The 14,054-nt window shown below is 68.9% G+C and carries 14 protein-coding genes; 11 read left to right on the top strand and 3 right to left on the bottom strand.

Going from position 1 to position 14,054, the window contains the following annotated elements; all coding sequences use genetic code 11:
• Positions 1 to 1,049: 1,049 nt before the first annotated feature.
• Positions 1,050 to 1,499 (bottom strand): preQ(1) synthase, encoded by a 450-nt coding sequence (gene queF / locus SLNSH_RS03510; protein ID WP_106335278.1) that lies wholly within the window; start codon positions 1,497 to 1,499, stop codon positions 1,050 to 1,052.
• Between the two features lie 174 nt (positions 1,500 to 1,673).
• Between queF and eno the strand changes: the two genes are divergently transcribed.
• The 11 genes from eno (at position 1,674) to SLNSH_RS03460 (ending at position 12,195) form a co-directional block, all read left to right on the top strand.
• Complete coding sequence (eno, locus tag SLNSH_RS03505) at positions 1,674 to 2,957, top strand: phosphopyruvate hydratase (RefSeq protein WP_106335277.1); 1,284 nt, start codon at positions 1,674 to 1,676, stop codon at positions 2,955 to 2,957.
• A gap of 117 nt (positions 2,958 to 3,074) precedes the next feature.
• Complete coding sequence (locus SLNSH_RS03500; RefSeq protein WP_106335276.1) at positions 3,075 to 4,007, top strand: DMT family transporter; 933 nt, start codon at positions 3,075 to 3,077, stop codon at positions 4,005 to 4,007.
• A 36-nt stretch (positions 4,008 to 4,043) separates the two neighbouring features.
• Positions 4,044 to 4,376, top strand: coding sequence for an FtsB family cell division protein (locus SLNSH_RS03495; RefSeq protein ID WP_106335275.1), 333 nt, complete (start codon positions 4,044 to 4,046; stop codon positions 4,374 to 4,376).
• Positions 4,373 to 4,546: a hypothetical protein gene (locus SLNSH_RS25200; protein ID WP_210202475.1), complete on the top strand. Its 174-nt coding sequence runs from the start codon at positions 4,373 to 4,375 to the stop codon at positions 4,544 to 4,546. Before SLNSH_RS03495 ends, SLNSH_RS25200 begins: the two co-directional genes overlap by 4 nt.
• 29 nt (positions 4,547 to 4,575) lie before the next feature.
• Positions 4,576 to 5,637 carry a pyruvate dehydrogenase (acetyl-transferring) E1 component subunit alpha gene (gene pdhA, locus SLNSH_RS03490; protein ID WP_106335274.1) on the top strand — a complete coding sequence of 354 codons (1,062 nt, stop codon included), beginning with the start codon at positions 4,576 to 4,578 and terminating at the stop codon, positions 5,635 to 5,637.
• A 68-nt stretch (positions 5,638 to 5,705) separates the two neighbouring features.
• Positions 5,706 to 7,157, top strand: a complete 1,452-nt coding sequence (locus tag SLNSH_RS03485) for a pyruvate dehydrogenase complex E1 component subunit beta (protein ID WP_106335273.1) — start codon at positions 5,706 to 5,708, stop codon at positions 7,155 to 7,157.
• A gap of 13 nt (positions 7,158 to 7,170) precedes the next feature.
• Entirely contained in the window at positions 7,171 to 8,607 is a 1,437-nt protein-coding gene (locus SLNSH_RS03480; RefSeq protein WP_106335272.1) for a pyruvate dehydrogenase complex dihydrolipoamide acetyltransferase, read from the top strand.
• A gap of 103 nt (positions 8,608 to 8,710) precedes the next feature.
• Positions 8,711 to 10,153 (top strand): dihydrolipoyl dehydrogenase, encoded by a 1,443-nt coding sequence (gene lpdA / locus SLNSH_RS03475; protein ID WP_106335271.1) that lies wholly within the window; start codon positions 8,711 to 8,713, stop codon positions 10,151 to 10,153.
• Between the two features lie 27 nt (positions 10,154 to 10,180).
• Positions 10,181 to 10,471: a GlsB/YeaQ/YmgE family stress response membrane protein gene (locus tag SLNSH_RS03470; RefSeq protein WP_106335270.1), complete on the top strand. Its 291-nt coding sequence runs from the start codon at positions 10,181 to 10,183 to the stop codon at positions 10,469 to 10,471.
• Positions 10,472 to 10,743: 272 nt separating this feature from the next.
• Positions 10,744 to 11,703 carry a lipoyl synthase gene (gene lipA, locus SLNSH_RS03465; protein WP_106335269.1) on the top strand — a complete coding sequence of 320 codons (960 nt, stop codon included), beginning with the start codon at positions 10,744 to 10,746 and terminating at the stop codon, positions 11,701 to 11,703.
• A gap of 6 nt (positions 11,704 to 11,709) precedes the next feature.
• Positions 11,710 to 12,195, top strand: a complete 486-nt coding sequence (locus SLNSH_RS03460; RefSeq protein ID WP_106335268.1) for a type II toxin-antitoxin system RatA family toxin — start codon at positions 11,710 to 11,712, stop codon at positions 12,193 to 12,195.
• A 147-nt stretch (positions 12,196 to 12,342) separates the two neighbouring features.
• Here the strand turns inward: SLNSH_RS03460 and SLNSH_RS03455 are convergent, their stop codons facing one another.
• Both SLNSH_RS03455 and SLNSH_RS03450 read right to left on the bottom strand, forming a co-directional pair.
• Complete coding sequence (locus tag SLNSH_RS03455; protein ID WP_106335267.1) at positions 12,343 to 12,834, bottom strand: CinA family protein; 492 nt, start codon at positions 12,832 to 12,834, stop codon at positions 12,343 to 12,345.
• The gene (locus SLNSH_RS03450; protein WP_106335266.1) at positions 12,831 to 14,039 is read right to left on the bottom strand and encodes a bifunctional 2-C-methyl-D-erythritol 4-phosphate cytidylyltransferase/2-C-methyl-D-erythritol 2,4-cyclodiphosphate synthase; all 1,209 of its coding nucleotides are present in this window, start codon (positions 14,037 to 14,039) and stop codon (positions 12,831 to 12,833) included. The genes SLNSH_RS03455 and SLNSH_RS03450 overlap by 4 nt, the downstream gene beginning before the upstream one ends.
• Positions 14,040 to 14,054 lie beyond the last annotated feature (15 nt).

Below are 14,054 nucleotides of genomic sequence, written 5' to 3'. Positions count from 1 at the left end.
GGAGCGCAGCGAAGAAGGAATCCAGGGGCCAGGCGGTGTGTCTCCGTTGATGATGAGGATGGCGCCCAGTCCCCCTGGGTTGCTTCGTCGCCCTTTGGGCTCCTCGCAATGACGGTGGTGGACAATGGGTCGCCTTCTCTCCGTCCTTGCGAGGAGCGCAGCGACGAAGCAACCCAGGGGCAAGGCGCGTGTGTCTCTCCGTTGCTGATGAGGATGGCGCCCAGTCCCCCTGGATTGGTTCGTCGCCCTGCGGGCTCCTCGCAATGACGGGGGAGGCCTTCAGGCATGGGCGATCGTTCTCCGGCTGGCGCGCGGAGGTAAGGCGGAGGGGACGCCGGGGGGCGCCGGTCCATCAATGCTTTTACGCGTGAGATTCGGATGGACCGACGCCCCGCGACCGGCGATTTTTCGACCCTTCCCGACCCACTCTCCGGCCCCCGCCGCCCTATCCCTCATCGGGCCTCGGACGGCGCGAGCCTTACGGTGTCCTCAAGTCCACGGCCCCGCCGTAGTACGGGGCGGGCGGGATTGCGCTGCGCCGGCGGGGCTTCCGGGGCTCACGCCCCCTGGTCCCCGACATCGCCGCTCCGGGAAGGCCTCCCGGGAGGATCGTTCCGGTGCACGATCCCCGCAGGCGCCGCGCCTCGACCCCGCAACGGACCGCTCCGGATGCGCTCCCCTCCCGGGTCGAGAGTGGGGACCATGGTGCACACAATAGGAATAATGTCAAGTTCCACTGAAGCGCCTCCGCCGTCATCCCCGGCGCGCCGCAGGCGCGGGAAGGGGATCCAGGGGCCACGGAACACCTCCCCTCCCACTCGCGTCGCGTGGGGGCGCCACGGCTGGGCGGCTTCCCACCCTCCCCTGGACGGGGAGGGTCGGCCCGCAAGGCCGGGGTGGGGTGAAGGGCCGGGCGTATCGCGCGTTGGCCCCGGATCGCCTTCCCGGCCTGCTTGCGAAGGCCGCCGGGGATGACGCCGGGAAGGACGCGTTGGGTGCGCTGACGAATTCGGGGCGTGGCCCCGGATCCATGCTGGCCTTGGAAAGGCTTACCGCGCCCGGTAGGGCGGAACGCCCTGGTCGGGGAGCCACAGGCTCTTCGGGGGCTCGCCGGTCTGCCAGAAAACGTCGATCGGGATGCCGCCGCGGGGAAACCAGTAGCCGCCGATGCGCAGCCATTGCGGCTCGAGCAACTCCACCAGGCGCTTGCCGATGCCGACGGTGCAGTCCTCGTGAAAGGCGCCGTGGTTGCGGAAGCTGTTGAGGTAGAGCTTCAGCGACTTCGATTCCACCAGCCAGCCCTTGGGCGCGTAGTCGATCACCAGGATGCCGAAATCGGGCTGTCCGGTCACCGGGCAGATCGAAGTGAATTCCGGCGCCGTGAAGCGGGCGAGGTAGAGGGTGTCCGGGTGCGGGTTCGGCACCCGGTCGAGGACGGCTTCCTCCGGCGAGGCGGGGAGGGCGCTCGGCTTGCCGAGCTGGGTGGTTTCGATGGCCATGGGGCCTCCGTCAGGGGGAGCGCAGGGCGCGTTTGGGCGTGGGCTTACCCGTTTTCATCCGAAGGGTCGAGGCGAGCGTCGCCGCAGCTTCTTGCTTCGCGGCGATGATGGCTTAAAAGCCGCGGCGAGCCCTCAAGCCTGCCAGGCTCGGGACCGGACTTCAGGAGGACCCAAATGACCGCCATCATTGACATCACCGCGCGAGAAATCCTGGACAGCCGCGGGAATCCGACGGTCGAGGTGGATGTCATCCTCGAAGACGGGTCCATGGGTCGCGCCGCGGTCCCGTCCGGGGCATCGACAGGCGCCCACGAGGCCGTCGAGCTGCGCGACGGCGACAAGAGCCGCTACCTCGGCAAGGGCGTGCGCAAGGCCGTGGACGCCGTCAACACGGAGATCTTCGACGCCATCGGCGGCATGGACGCCGAGGACCAGGTGAAGATCGACGAGATCATGATCGACCTCGACGGCACGCCCAACAAGGCCCGTCTCGGCGCCAACGCCATCCTGGGCGTTTCGCTCGCGGTGGCCAAGGCGGCCGCGGACGCCAGCGCGCTGCCGCTGTATCGTTATGTCGGCGGCACGTCGGCCCGCGTCCTGCCGGTGCCGATGATGAACATCGTCAATGGCGGCGCCCACGCGGACAACCCGATCGACTTCCAGGAATTCATGGTGATGCCGGTCGGCGCCTCCTCCCTGGCCGAGGCGGTTCGCATGGGCGCGGAGGTATTCCACACCCTCAAGGGCGCGCTCAAGAAAGCCGGCCACAACACCAACGTCGGCGACGAGGGCGGCTTCGCGCCGAACCTGCCGTCGGCGGAAGCCGCGCTCGACTTCGTGATGAAGTCCATCGAGCAGGCGGGCTTCAAGCCCGGCCAGGACATGTTCATCGCCCTGGACTGCGCCTCGACCGAGTTCTTCAAGAACGGCGCCTACCACTACGAGGGCGAGGGCAAGACCCGCTCCATCCAGGAGCAGGCCGAGTACCTGGCCAAGCTCGTCGGCGCCTACCCTATCGTCTCCATCGAGGACGGCATGTCCGAGGACGACTGGGAGGGCTGGAAGATCGTCACCGACCTGATCGGCTCCAAGTGCCAGCTGGTGGGCGACGACCTGTTCGTCACCAATGTGAAGCGCCTGTCGGATGGCATCGCCAGGGGCGTGGCCAACTCCATCCTGGTCAAGGTGAACCAGATCGGCTCGCTGACCGAGACGCTGGCCGCCGTCGAGATGGCGCAGCGCGCCGGCTACACGGCCGTGATGTCCCACCGCTCGGGCGAGACGGAGGACGCCACCATCGCGGACCTGGCGGTCGCCACCAACTGCGGGCAGATCAAGACCGGCTCGCTCGCCCGTTCCGACCGGTTGGCGAAGTACAACCAGCTCATTCGCATCGAGGAGGAGCTCGGCGCCCAGGCCCGCTACGCCGGCCGCAGCGCGCTCAAGGCGCTTCGCTGAGCCTCTTCCGGCTGAGCTGTCTTCCAGGGGGAGCCTCGCGGCTCCCCCTTTTTCGTGCAGCCCTGCCGCGCGGCGGCGCCAGTGGACCCGACCCGCCCGCGCCGCGAAGCTGCGACCATGGTCGAATCCTCGCTGCCGGCCGCAGGCCGCTCCCCCGCGTCACTCGCCGACAGCAAGAACCTCGCGCTGGCTGCGCTGGGCTTCAGCGTCTTCATCTTCGGCGGACAGTTCGTCGGCGTCCGCATGGGCGTGACGTCCTCCTTCACCGCCTTCGACATCGCTTCGCTGCGCTTCATCTTCGCGGGCGTGATCATGCTTCCGGTGTTCATCCGGTTGGGATGGCGCGACTGCTGCGGGCTCGGATGGGGCAAGGGCATCGCGCTGGCCGCCACGGGCGGCGCGCCGATGATCGTCACCTCCAATATCGGCCTGACGCTCGCGCCGGCGCTGCACGGCACGTGCATCCAGCCGGGCAGCGTGCCGATCTTCACCGCCCTGTTCGCGGCCATGGCCATGCGGGCCCTGCCGCCGCGACCGGTGCTGCTCGGCCTGCCGGTGGTGTTCGCCGGGCTCGTGATCCTGGCGCTCGGCGGCTCCGCCCAGCCCGCCCAGGCGGGCGCCTCGACGCTGGCCGGCGACATCGTCTTCCTCGGGGCGGGCGCGCTGTGGGCCGGCATGACCTTCCTGGGTCATCGCTGGCGCGTCCAGCCGCTCGTGGCGGCCGCGGTGATCGCGGTGCTGTCGCTGGCCTACGTGCCGGTCCACCTGCTGTTCCTTCCCAGCAAGCTGGGTACCGCCCCGGTGGGGATGATCCTGTTCCAGGGCTTCTACCAGGGCGTGCTGGTGCTCATCCTGGGGCAGCTGATCTGGTCCTGGGGCCTGCGCAGGCTCGGCGCCGAGGTGACGGCGCGGTTCTCGTCGCTGACCCCGGTGGCGGGCTTCCTGCTGGCGATTCCGGTGCTCGGCGAGTGGCCTACGGTCCTGCAGTGGACGGGCATGCTGGTGGTGGTGCTCGGGCTTCTCGGCGTCTCGCTTCTGCGGCGGCGTTAACCCGCGCTCAACCATCGCGGTCCCACTGTGGCGCCCATGGTCGTCCGTCATCGCCTCCGCGCTGTCCTGATTCCGCTCGCGCTCTACGCGGTCTCGGCGGCGGTCGTTTCGTACTTCGTCTACCACGCCCAGCACGGCAACCGCGGCATCGAGAGCAAGGTGGCGCTCAAGATGCAGATCCGGGCGCTCGAGTCCGAGCTGGAGCAGCAGCAGCAGGAAAAGACCGACTGGGAGCGCCGCGTGTCCATGTTGCGCCCGGCCACCATGGACCGGGATCTTCTGGAGGAGCGCGCGCGTCTGGCTCTCAACCGGCTGCACAAGCATGACGTGGTGATCATCACGGGCGCGGGGCAGACTGCTGCGCAATGATGCGCCGCAGCATGGAGCGGGCGCCGAAAAAAGTGAATGAACCGAACTTTGGTTCATTCTCATTTGTTGTGGAATTGCAGCAACTTGCTTTGATGGCGAGGCTGAGCTTCCGCCTTTTTCGGCTCTCGATTCCGGCCTTGGGTTCCGCTAATGTGGCGCCGATTATTTGAGCCCCGTTGGGGGCGAGAAGGAGGAGCCCATGGCGGTCGCCGCCCGGAAGAGCCCCACTGCGCCGAAAGCAAGCGCAAACAAGAGCCAAGCCGTCGCCCGTTCCGCCCGAGGCAAGACGCCCGAGATCGCCGAACTCACCCGTGAGCAGGACCTCGCGGCCTACCGCGAGATGCTCCTGATCCGCCGCTTCGAGGAGAAGGCGGGCCAGATGTACGGCATGGGCCTCATCGGCGGCTTCTGCCATCTCTACATCGGCCAGGAGGCCGTGGTGGTCGGCATGCAGATGGCCACCAAGGAAGGCGACCAGGTCATCACCGGCTACCGCGACCACGGGCATATGCTGGCCTGCGGCATGGACGCCAAGGGCGTGATGGCCGAGCTGACCGGGCGCCGGGGCGGCCTGTCCAAGGGCAAGGGCGGCTCCATGCACATGTTCAGCAAGGAGAAGCACTTCTATGGCGGCCACGGCATCGTGGGCGCGCAGGTGTCGCTGGGCACGGGCCTGGCCTTCGCCAACCGCTACCGCGGCAACGACAATGTCTCGCTGACCTATTTTGGCGACGGCGCGGCCAACCAGGGTCAGGTCTACGAGAGCTTCAACATGGCGGAGCTCTGGAAGCTCCCCGTGATCTACGTGATCGAGAACAATCGCTACGCCATGGGCACCGCGGTGTCCCGCGCCTCGGCGCAGACGGATTTCTCCAAGCGCGGCATCTCCTTCAACATCCCGGGCGAGCAGGTTGACGGCATGGACGTCCGCGCTGTCTACGCCGCCGCGCAGCGCGCCGTGCAGTGGTGCCGGGACGGCAAGGGCCCATACATCCTCGAGATGCAGACCTACCGCTACCGCGGCCACTCCATGTCCGACCCGGCGAAGTACCGGTCCAAGGATGAAGTGCAGAAGATGCGCGAGGAGCGGGACCCCATCGAACAGGTCCGGAAGCGGCTGCTCGAGCAGTGGAAGGTCTCCGAGGACGAGCTCAAGGCCGTGGACGGCAAGGTCCGCGAGATCGTCAACGCGGCGGCAGAGTTCGCCACGAACGATCCCGAGCCGGACGCCTCCGAGCTCTGGACCGATATCCTGAACTGATCGCGACGCCGGCCGCTTCCCCGCGGCCGCCGCGATCCGCCGACCCTTTCTCACGGGATTTCCCGCCCATGCCGATCGATATCCTCATGCCGGCCCTGTCTCCGACAATGGAGAAGGGCAATCTCGCCAAGTGGCTCAAGAACGAGGGCGACAAGGTGAAGCCCGGCGACGTGATCGCCGAAATCGAGACCGACAAGGCCACCATGGAGGTGGAGGCGGTCGACGAGGGCGTGCTCGCCAAGATTCTGGTGCCGGCCGGCTCGGCCGACGTGCCCGTGAACGAGAAGATCGCCATCCTGGCCGCCGACGGCGAGGACGTCGCGGCCGCGGCCGCGGGCGGCGGGGCTTCCCCGGCAAGCGCGCCGGCCAATGTCGCGGCCGACAACGTGGCCGTGGACGCCGGCGCCGCGCAGACGCCGCCTCCGCCCAAGGAGGAGCGCCAACCCGAGGCGAGCGCTCCCGCGACCGTGCCGGCTGCTCCTGCGTCGCCGACCCAGGGCGCCTATGACAGCTCCGTCGAGATCCCGGCCGGGACCGAGATGGTCACCATCACCATGCGCGAGGCGCTCCGCGACGCCATGGCGGAGGAGATGCGTCGCGACGAGACGGTGTTCGTGATGGGCGAGGAGGTCGCCGAATACCAGGGCGCCTACAAAATCACGCAAGGCTTGCTGCAGGAGTTCAGCGCGCGGCGCGTCATCGACACCCCGATCACGGAACACGGCTTCGCCGGCGTCGCCGTCGGGGCGGCCATGACGGGCCTGCGGCCCGTGCTGGAGTTCATGACCTTCAACTTCGCCATGCAGGCGATCGACCAGATCATCAACTCCGCGGCCAAGACCCTCTACATGTCGGGTGGCCAGATGGGCTGCCCCATCGTGTTCCGCGGCCCGAACGGCGCCGCCGCCCGCGTCGCCGCCCAGCACAGCCAGGACTACACCGCCTGGTACTCCCAGGTGCCCGGCCTCAAGGTCATCGCCCCGTCCAACGCGGCCGACGCCAAGGGCCTGCTCAAGGCGGCGATCCGGGATCCGAACCCGGTGATCTTCCTCGAGAACGAGATCCTCTACGGGCAGTCTTCCCCCGTGCCCAAGATGGACGAGTTCGTCCTGCCAATCGGCAAGGCGCGCATCGCCCGCCCGGGCAAGGACGTGACGATCGTGTCGTTCTCCATCGGCATGACCTACGCCCTGAAGGCGGCCGAGGAGCTCGCCAAGAAGCACATCTACGCCGAGGTGATCGACCTGCGGACGATCCGTCCCATGGACATCGACACGGTCGTGGCCTCCGTGATGAAGACCGGCCGTTGCGTGACGGTGGAAGAGGGCTGGCCGCAGTCCGGCGTCGGCGCCGAGATCGCGGCGCAGATCATGGAGCGGGCCTTCGACTACCTCGACGCCCCCGTGAAGCGCGTCACCGGCAAGGACGTGCCCATGCCGTACGCGGCGAACCTCGAGAAACTCGCCCTGCCGAGCGTCGCCGAGGTGATCGACGCCTGCCGCGCCGTGACCTACCGCTGAGCGGAGAGCGCCCATGCCCATCAACATCCTGATGCCGGCCCTCTCCCCCACCATGGAGAAGGGCAACCTCGCCAAGTGGCTCAAGAAGGAAGGCGACGCCATCAAGGCCGGCGACGTCATCGCCGAGATCGAGACCGACAAGGCCACCATGGAGGTGGAGGCGGTCGACGAGGGCGTCCTCGCCAAGATCGTGGTGCCCGAGGGCACGGCTGACGTGCCGGTGAACGAGCTCATCGCTCTGATCGCCGGCGACGGCGAAGACCCCAAGGCGGTCGCCGCCGGCGGGGCTGCTTCCGCCCCCGGCGCGAAGTCTCCCCAGAACGCGCCTGACGTAGTGACGGCGGCGGCGCCGCCCGCCGCCGCCCAGGCGGCTGCCGCGCCCCAGTCCGAAGCCGCTGCGGCGGCGCCCGAGTCCCACTCGGCCGCCTCCTTCACGGCTGCCGCTCCGGCGGCGGGCGCTCCCGCAGCCCCGTCCCCGCAGACGGCGGAAGGCGCGCGCGTCTTCGCCTCGCCCTTGGCCAAGCGCATCGCCAAGGAGGCCGGGCTCGACCTCGGGCGGATCCAGGGCTCCGGCCCGCACGGCCGCATCGTGGAGCGCGACGTTCGCGCCGCCATGGAGGGCGGGGCTGCCAAGGCCGCGCCGGCGGCCCAGCCCACGGCGGCTCCGGCCGCTGCGCCTGCGGCCCGTGCGCCTGCGCCGACTCCGGCCTCGGACGAGGCCGTGAAGAAGCTCTTCGAGCCCGGCAGCTACGAGGAGATCCCGCACGACAACATGCGCAAGACCATCGCGCGCCGCCTCACGGAGGCGCGGCAGACGGTCCCGCAGTTCTACCTCACGGTGGACTGCGAGATCGACGCGCTGTTGAAGCTGCGCGAGCAGGTCAACGGCTCCGCGCCCAAGGGCAAGGACGGCGCGCCGGCCTGGAAGGTCTCCGTCAACGACATGGTGATCAAGGCGCTCGCCATGGCGCTGATGCGCGTGCCGGACGCCAACGTCACCTGGACCGAAGGCGCGATGCTGAAGCACAAGCACGCCGATGTCGGCGTCGCGGTGGCGCTGCCCGGCAACGGCCTGATCACGCCGATCATCCGCAAGGCCGAGGAGAAGACCCTCTCGGCCATCGCCAAGGCGATGAAGGACTTCGCGGTCCGCGCCAAGGACCGCAAGCTGAAGCCGGAGGAATACCAGGGCGGCACCACCGCCGTGTCCAACCTGGGCATGTTCGGCATCAAGGACTTCACGGCCGTGATCAACCCGCCGCACTCGACCATCCTGGCCGTGGGCGCGGGCGAGCAGCGCGCCGTCGTCCGCAAGGGCGAGCTGGCCGTCGCCACGGTCATGAGCATCACCATGTCCTGCGACCACCGCTCGGTGGACGGGGCTCTGGGCGCCCAGCTGATCTCGGCGGTCAAGGAGTTCATCGAGAACCCCATGAGCATGCTGGTCTAGCCACCTGTTCGTCATGGCCGGGCTGTCCCGGCCATCCACGCTTTCGTGTGGCCCGGCCTCTTGTGGATGCCCGGGTCAAGCCCGGGCATGACGGGAGAGCCAAATGGCCGAAACCTATGACGTGATCATCATCGGCGGCGGGCCGGGCGGGTATGTGACCGCCATCCGCGCGGCGCAGCTCGGGTTCAAGACGGCCGTGGTGGAGCGCGAGCACCTCGGCGGCATCTGCCTGAACTGGGGCTGCATTCCCACCAAGGCGCTGCTGCGCTCGGCCGAGATCTACCACTACATGCAGCATCCGCAGGCCTATGGCCTGACCCTGCAGGGCCAGCCGGGGTTCGATCCCGCCGCCGTGGTGAAGCGCTCGCGCAACGTTTCGGCGCAGCTCAACCAGGGCGTGGGCTTCCTGCTGAAGAAGAACAAGGTCGACGTGATCTGGGGCGAGGCCTTCATCACGAAGCCCGGCGAGGTGAAGGTCTCGGCGCCCAAGAAGCCGGCCGTTCAGCCGCAGAACCCCGTGCCGAAGGGCGTGAAGGGGGAGGGGACCTACGCGGCCAAGCACATCATCGTGGCGACCGGCGCGCGCCCGCGTGTGCTGCCCGGCATTGAGCCGGACGGCAAGCTGATCTGGACCTATTTCGAGGCCATGAAGCCGGATGCGTTCCCGAAGTCGCTGATCGTGATCGGCTCGGGCGCCATCGGCATCGAGTTCGCCTCGTTCTATCGCACCATGGGCGCCGAGGTGACCGTGGTCGAGGTGCTGCCGCAGATCCTGCCGGTTGAGGACGCCGAGATCGCGGCGCTCGCCCGCAAGCGCTTCGAGAAGCAGGGGATGAAGATCCTCTCCGGGGCCAAGGTGACCAAGGTCGAGAAGGGCGCCAACTCCGTCACCGCCACCATCCAGGACGAGAAGGGCGCCACGCAGACGCTCACGGCCGAGCGGCTCATCTCCGCGGTGGGCGTGGTCTGCAACACGGAAAACCTGGGCCTCGAGGGCCTTGGCGTGAAGATGGACCGGGGCAGCATCGTCACGGACGGGCTCGGACGCACCAACGTGCCCGGGATCTACGCCATCGGCGACGTCGCGGGCCCGCCCATGCTGGCGCACAAGGCCGAGCACGAGGGCGTGATCTGTATCGAGACCATCAAGGGCTTGCATACGCACGCGATGGACAAGCTCAAGATCCCGGGCTGCACCTACTGCAACCCGCAGGTCGCAAGCGTCGGCCTGACCGAGGCGAAGGCCAAGGAGCAGGGCTACCAGGTGAAGGTCGGCCGCTTCCCCTTCGTGGGCAACGGCAAGGCCATCGCGCTCGGCGAGCCGGACGGGCTGGTGAAGACGATCTTCGACGCCAAGACCGGCAAGCTGCTCGGGGCCCACATGGTCGGCGCGGAAGTCACCGAGCTCATCCAGGGCTACGTTGTCGCCATGAACCTGGAGACAACGGAGGAAGAGCTGATCCACGCGGTGTTCCCGCACCCGACGCTCTCCGAAATGATGCACGAGAGCGTGCTGGACGCGTATGGGCGGGTGATCCACGTCTAGGCCAGAACGACGCCCAGGAGGCACCTGATGGACGAACAGACCTACGGCGCCCTCGGCAACCCAGGCATGGGGTTCTTCGCCATGCTGGTGGTCGGCGTGCTGGCCGGCTGGATCGCCGAGAAGATCACCGAGTCCCGCCACGGGCTGTTCACCAACCTGCTTGTCGGCATCGCCGGCAGCTTCGTGGGCGGCAAGCTGGCGGAGCTCCTGAACGTCCCCGTGTTCGGCTTCTTCCGCACGCTGGTGGCGGCCGTGATCGGCGCGGTGCTGGTGCTGTGGATCTGGCGGCAGGTTCGCGGCCGGCCTCCGGGTTACTAAGCGCCGTCATCCCCTGCGGCCTGCGCAGCAGGCCGGGAAGGGGATCCAGGGAACTGGGTTCGCTTCCTGGGCGATTCCGAGGGCAATGCGTGGCGCGCGCTGCCCCTGGATCCCCTTCCCCTCCGCGGCTTCGCCGCTCCGGCCGGGGATGACGGCGAGTAGATGCAGTCCGCCCATGCGACCATGGCGCCGTAGTCCTCCGCCTTGCCGCGGCGCCCAAAACTGACTACCTCCCGTTGAGCGCGGCCCTCGGCCGCGAGGAGCTTGAAGCAATGGCCGTTCTCCTGGACACGCTGAACAAGGACACGCGTCCCCGCCATCCGGAGAAGGCGCATCGGCCGGACCAGCCAGTGCAGCGCAAGCCCGAGTGGATCCGCGTCAAAGCGCCGGGCTCGCCCCGATGGGCCGAGACCAACCGCATCGTCCGCGAGAACAACCTCGTCACCGTGTGCGAGGAGGCGGGTTGCCCCAATCTCGGCGAATGCTGGGACAAGAAGCACGCCACCTTCATGATCATGGGCGACACCTGCACGCGGGCCTGCGCCTTCTGCAACGTGAAGACCGGCCTGCCGGGCGCGCTCGATCCGCTTGAGCCGGCGCACATCGCCGAGGCGGTCGCCAAGCTCGGGCTGGAGCACGTCGTCATCACCTCCGTGGACCGGGACGACCTCGCCGACGGCGGCGCCGAGCACTTCGCCCAGGTGATCCGCGCCATCCGGGCTACGAGCCCGAAAACCACGATCGAGGTGCTGACGCCCGACTTCCTGCGCAAGGACGGGGCGCTGGAGGTGGTGGTCGCGGCGCGGCCGGACGTGTTCAACCACAATCTTGAGACGGTGCCGTCCAAGTACCTCAAGGTGCGGCCCGGCGCGCGCTACTTCCATTCCATCCGCCTGCTGCAGCGGGTGAAGGAGCTCGACCCGACCATCTTCACCAAGTCCGGCATCATGGTAGGGCTCGGCGAGGAACGGAACGAGGTGCTGCAGCTCATGGACGACCTGCGCTCGGCCGACGTGGATTTCCTCACCATCGGGCAGTACCTGCAGCCGACCAAGAAGCACCATCCGGTGATCCGCTTCGTCACACCGGACGAGTTCAAGAGCTTCGAGACCATCGCCCAGACCAAGGGCTTCCTGCTGGTGTCGTCCTCGCCGCTCACCCGCTCGTCCCACCACGCCGGCGAGGACTTCGCCAAGCTGAAGGCGGCGCGCCTCGCCCGGCAGGGCGCCTGAGCCGGCATGCCCTCCTTCCGCACCACGCGGCGGGTGAAGCACACCCCCGCCGACATGTTCGACCTCGTCGCAGACGTGGAGAAGTACCCACTGTTCCTGCCGCTGTGCGAGGGACTCAAGGTGCGCCGCCGGTCGCAGAGCGGGGAGGGCGTGGAGGTGCTCGTGGCCGACATGACGGTCGGCTACAAGGCGATCCACGAGACGTTCACCAGCCGGGTCACGCTGGACCGGCCGCGGCTCAAGATCCTGGTCGAGTACGTGGACGGGCCGTTCCGGCATCTGGAGAACCGCTGGTCGTTCCAGGCGGATCCCGCCGGGTGCGTGATCGAGTTCTACATCAACTACGAATTCCGCAGCCGCACCCTCGGGCTGCTGATGGGCGCCATGTTCGAGCGCGCCTTCCGGAAGTTCGCCGAAGCCTTCGAGGAGCGGGCCAACGTGGTCTACGGCGTCGGGCGGCGGTTTGGGGCCCAGGCCGAGGGGCCGGCGTAGGGTCGGGCAGGCCCTTCCCCCTCATTGCGAGCGCAGCGAAGCAATCCAGGGGGATGGGCGCGAACCTGAGGGTTGGAGGCCGTGGCCCCTGGATTGCTTCGTCGCTGCGCTCCTCGCAAAGACTGGGCTGGGAGCCTGACCGCCCGGTCAGGCGCTGACGCGCTCCAGCAGGTCCAGGGCGTCGCGCACGGCGGCTTCGCGGATGCCGGCGCGGCCGAGGTCGCCGTAGCGGCGCTCCAGGTGGATCGTCGTCCCGCCGCGGCGGGCGGCGGCGAAGTGGACGAGGCCGACCGGCTTCAGGTCCGAGCCGCCGCCGGGGCCGGCGACCCCGGTGATGGCGACGGAGACGTCCGCGGGCGAATGGGCGAGGGCGCCTTCGGCCATGGCGCGGGCCACCGGTTCGCTGACGGCGCCATGGGCCCTGATCACGTCCGGGGGGACCCCGACCAATTCCACCTTGGCCTCATTGGAGTAGGTCACGAAGCCACGCTCCACGACGTCGGAGGAGCCGGGGACGGCGGTGAGGGCGCCCGACACCAGCCCGCCGGTGCAAGACTCCACCGTGGCGGCCTTCATGCCCCGGGTGCGCAGGTGAGCCAGCACGGCGGCCGCGCGGTTCTCGATGTCGTGCGGGATCATGCTTCCGGCTCCGGCGGCAGGCGCAGGGTGGCGATGGCCTGGGCCACGATGCCCTCGCCCCGGCCGGTGAAGCCCATGCGCTCGGAGGTGGTCGCCTTCACGGCGACGCGCCCCGGCGCGATGGCGCAGATGTCCGCGATGCGCGCCCGCATGGCGTCGCGGTGCGGGCCGACCTTGGGCGCCTCGCACACGATCGTCACGTCGACATGGTCGATGCGCCCGCCGCGGGCCCGGACAAGGTCCACCGCATGGGCGAGGAAGCGGTCGGACGACGCGCCCTTCCACTGCATGTCGGAGGGCGGAAAATGCGAGCCGATGTCGCCGTCGGCGAGGGCGCCGAGCACGGCGTCCGTGACCGCGTGCAGGGCCACGTCGCCATCCGAATGCGCGGTGACGCCCTGGCTGTGCGGAATGGCGACGCCGCCCAGCATCACATGGTCTCCGGGACCGAAGGCGTGCACGTCGTAGCCGAAGCCGACGCGGGTCTCCAGCGGCCGGCTCAGCCGGGCTTCGGCCTCGGCGAAATCCTCGGGGCGGGTGAGCTTCACGTTGCGCACATCTCCCTCTACCACGCGGACGGTCGAGCCCGCCCATTCCGCGACGGCGGCGTCGTCGGTCAGGTCAGCAACGCCGGCGTCGGCCGCACGGCGATGCGCCGCGAGCAAAGGCTCGAACGCGAAGGCCTGCGGGGTCTGGACCGCCCGGAGTTCGCTGCGGGCGGGCGTTTCGATGATCGCGCCGGCTGCGTCCACTCGCTTGATCGTGTCTACGACAGGTACGCCCGGAACGGCGGCGCCGGTTTCGGCGGCTGCGGCCGCGACCCGCTGAACAAGCGATGCGGAGGCGAACGGCCGCGCGGCATCGTGGATAAGGACGTGCGTCGGCGGCGTGGCGAGCCGGGACAGCGACTCCAGCCCGTTGCGCACGGAGGCTTGCCGCGTGGGGCCTCCGATGACGGGCGGCAGCAGGCGGCGCGCGAGTTCGGGCGGCAATTCATCCAGCATCGCGGCATAGCGCGGGCCGTCCTCGGGGCCCGTCGCACATAGGATTTGCGCCTCGGGCAGGGCTTCGCCCAGCGCCAGGATGCTGCGCGCGAGGACGCTGATCCCGGCCACTGGCCGGTATTGCTTGGGAAGGCCTAGGCCGGCCCGCTCGCCACGTCCCGCGGCGACGACCAACACGGCCCAGACGGGCTGCTTTGACATGGCTCTCGTTTGACG

The sequence above is a fragment of the Alsobacter soli genome (genome assembly GCF_003004785.1).
Lineage (GTDB): Bacteria > Pseudomonadota > Alphaproteobacteria > Rhizobiales > Beijerinckiaceae > Alsobacter > Alsobacter soli.
This window is presented reverse-complemented; position numbering and strand designations above follow the sequence as displayed.

Bases quoted from the DNA above. Each gene is read 5' to 3' on its own strand.
- SLNSH_RS25200 (WP_210202475.1), top strand. From the start codon at position 4,373: ATGATGCGCCGCAGCATGGAGCGGGCGCCGAAAAAAGTGAATGAACCG.
- SLNSH_RS03455 (WP_106335267.1), bottom strand. From the start codon at position 12,834: ATGATCCCGCACGACATCGAGAACCGCGCGGCCGCCGTGCTGGCTCAC.
- SLNSH_RS03500 (WP_106335276.1), top strand. From the start codon at position 3,075: ATGGTCGAATCCTCGCTGCCGGCCGCAGGCCGCTCCCCCGCGTCACTC.
- lipA (WP_106335269.1), top strand. From the start codon at position 10,744: ATGGCCGTTCTCCTGGACACGCTGAACAAGGACACGCGTCCCCGCCAT.
- eno (WP_106335277.1), top strand. From the start codon at position 1,674: ATGACCGCCATCATTGACATCACCGCGCGAGAAATCCTGGACAGCCGC.
- queF (WP_106335278.1), bottom strand. From the start codon at position 1,499: ATGGCCATCGAAACCACCCAGCTCGGCAAGCCGAGCGCCCTCCCCGCC.
- lpdA (WP_106335271.1), top strand. From the start codon at position 8,711: ATGGCCGAAACCTATGACGTGATCATCATCGGCGGCGGGCCGGGCGGG.
- SLNSH_RS03450 (WP_106335266.1), bottom strand. From the start codon at position 14,039: ATGTCAAAGCAGCCCGTCTGGGCCGTGTTGGTCGTCGCCGCGGGACGT.
- SLNSH_RS03470 (WP_106335270.1), top strand. From the start codon at position 10,181: ATGGACGAACAGACCTACGGCGCCCTCGGCAACCCAGGCATGGGGTTC.
- pdhA (WP_106335274.1), top strand. From the start codon at position 4,576: ATGGCGGTCGCCGCCCGGAAGAGCCCCACTGCGCCGAAAGCAAGCGCA.
- SLNSH_RS03485 (WP_106335273.1), top strand. From the start codon at position 5,706: ATGCCGATCGATATCCTCATGCCGGCCCTGTCTCCGACAATGGAGAAG.
- SLNSH_RS03460 (WP_106335268.1), top strand. From the start codon at position 11,710: ATGCCCTCCTTCCGCACCACGCGGCGGGTGAAGCACACCCCCGCCGAC.
- SLNSH_RS03495 (WP_106335275.1), top strand. From the start codon at position 4,044: ATGGTCGTCCGTCATCGCCTCCGCGCTGTCCTGATTCCGCTCGCGCTC.
- SLNSH_RS03480 (WP_106335272.1), top strand. From the start codon at position 7,171: ATGCCCATCAACATCCTGATGCCGGCCCTCTCCCCCACCATGGAGAAG.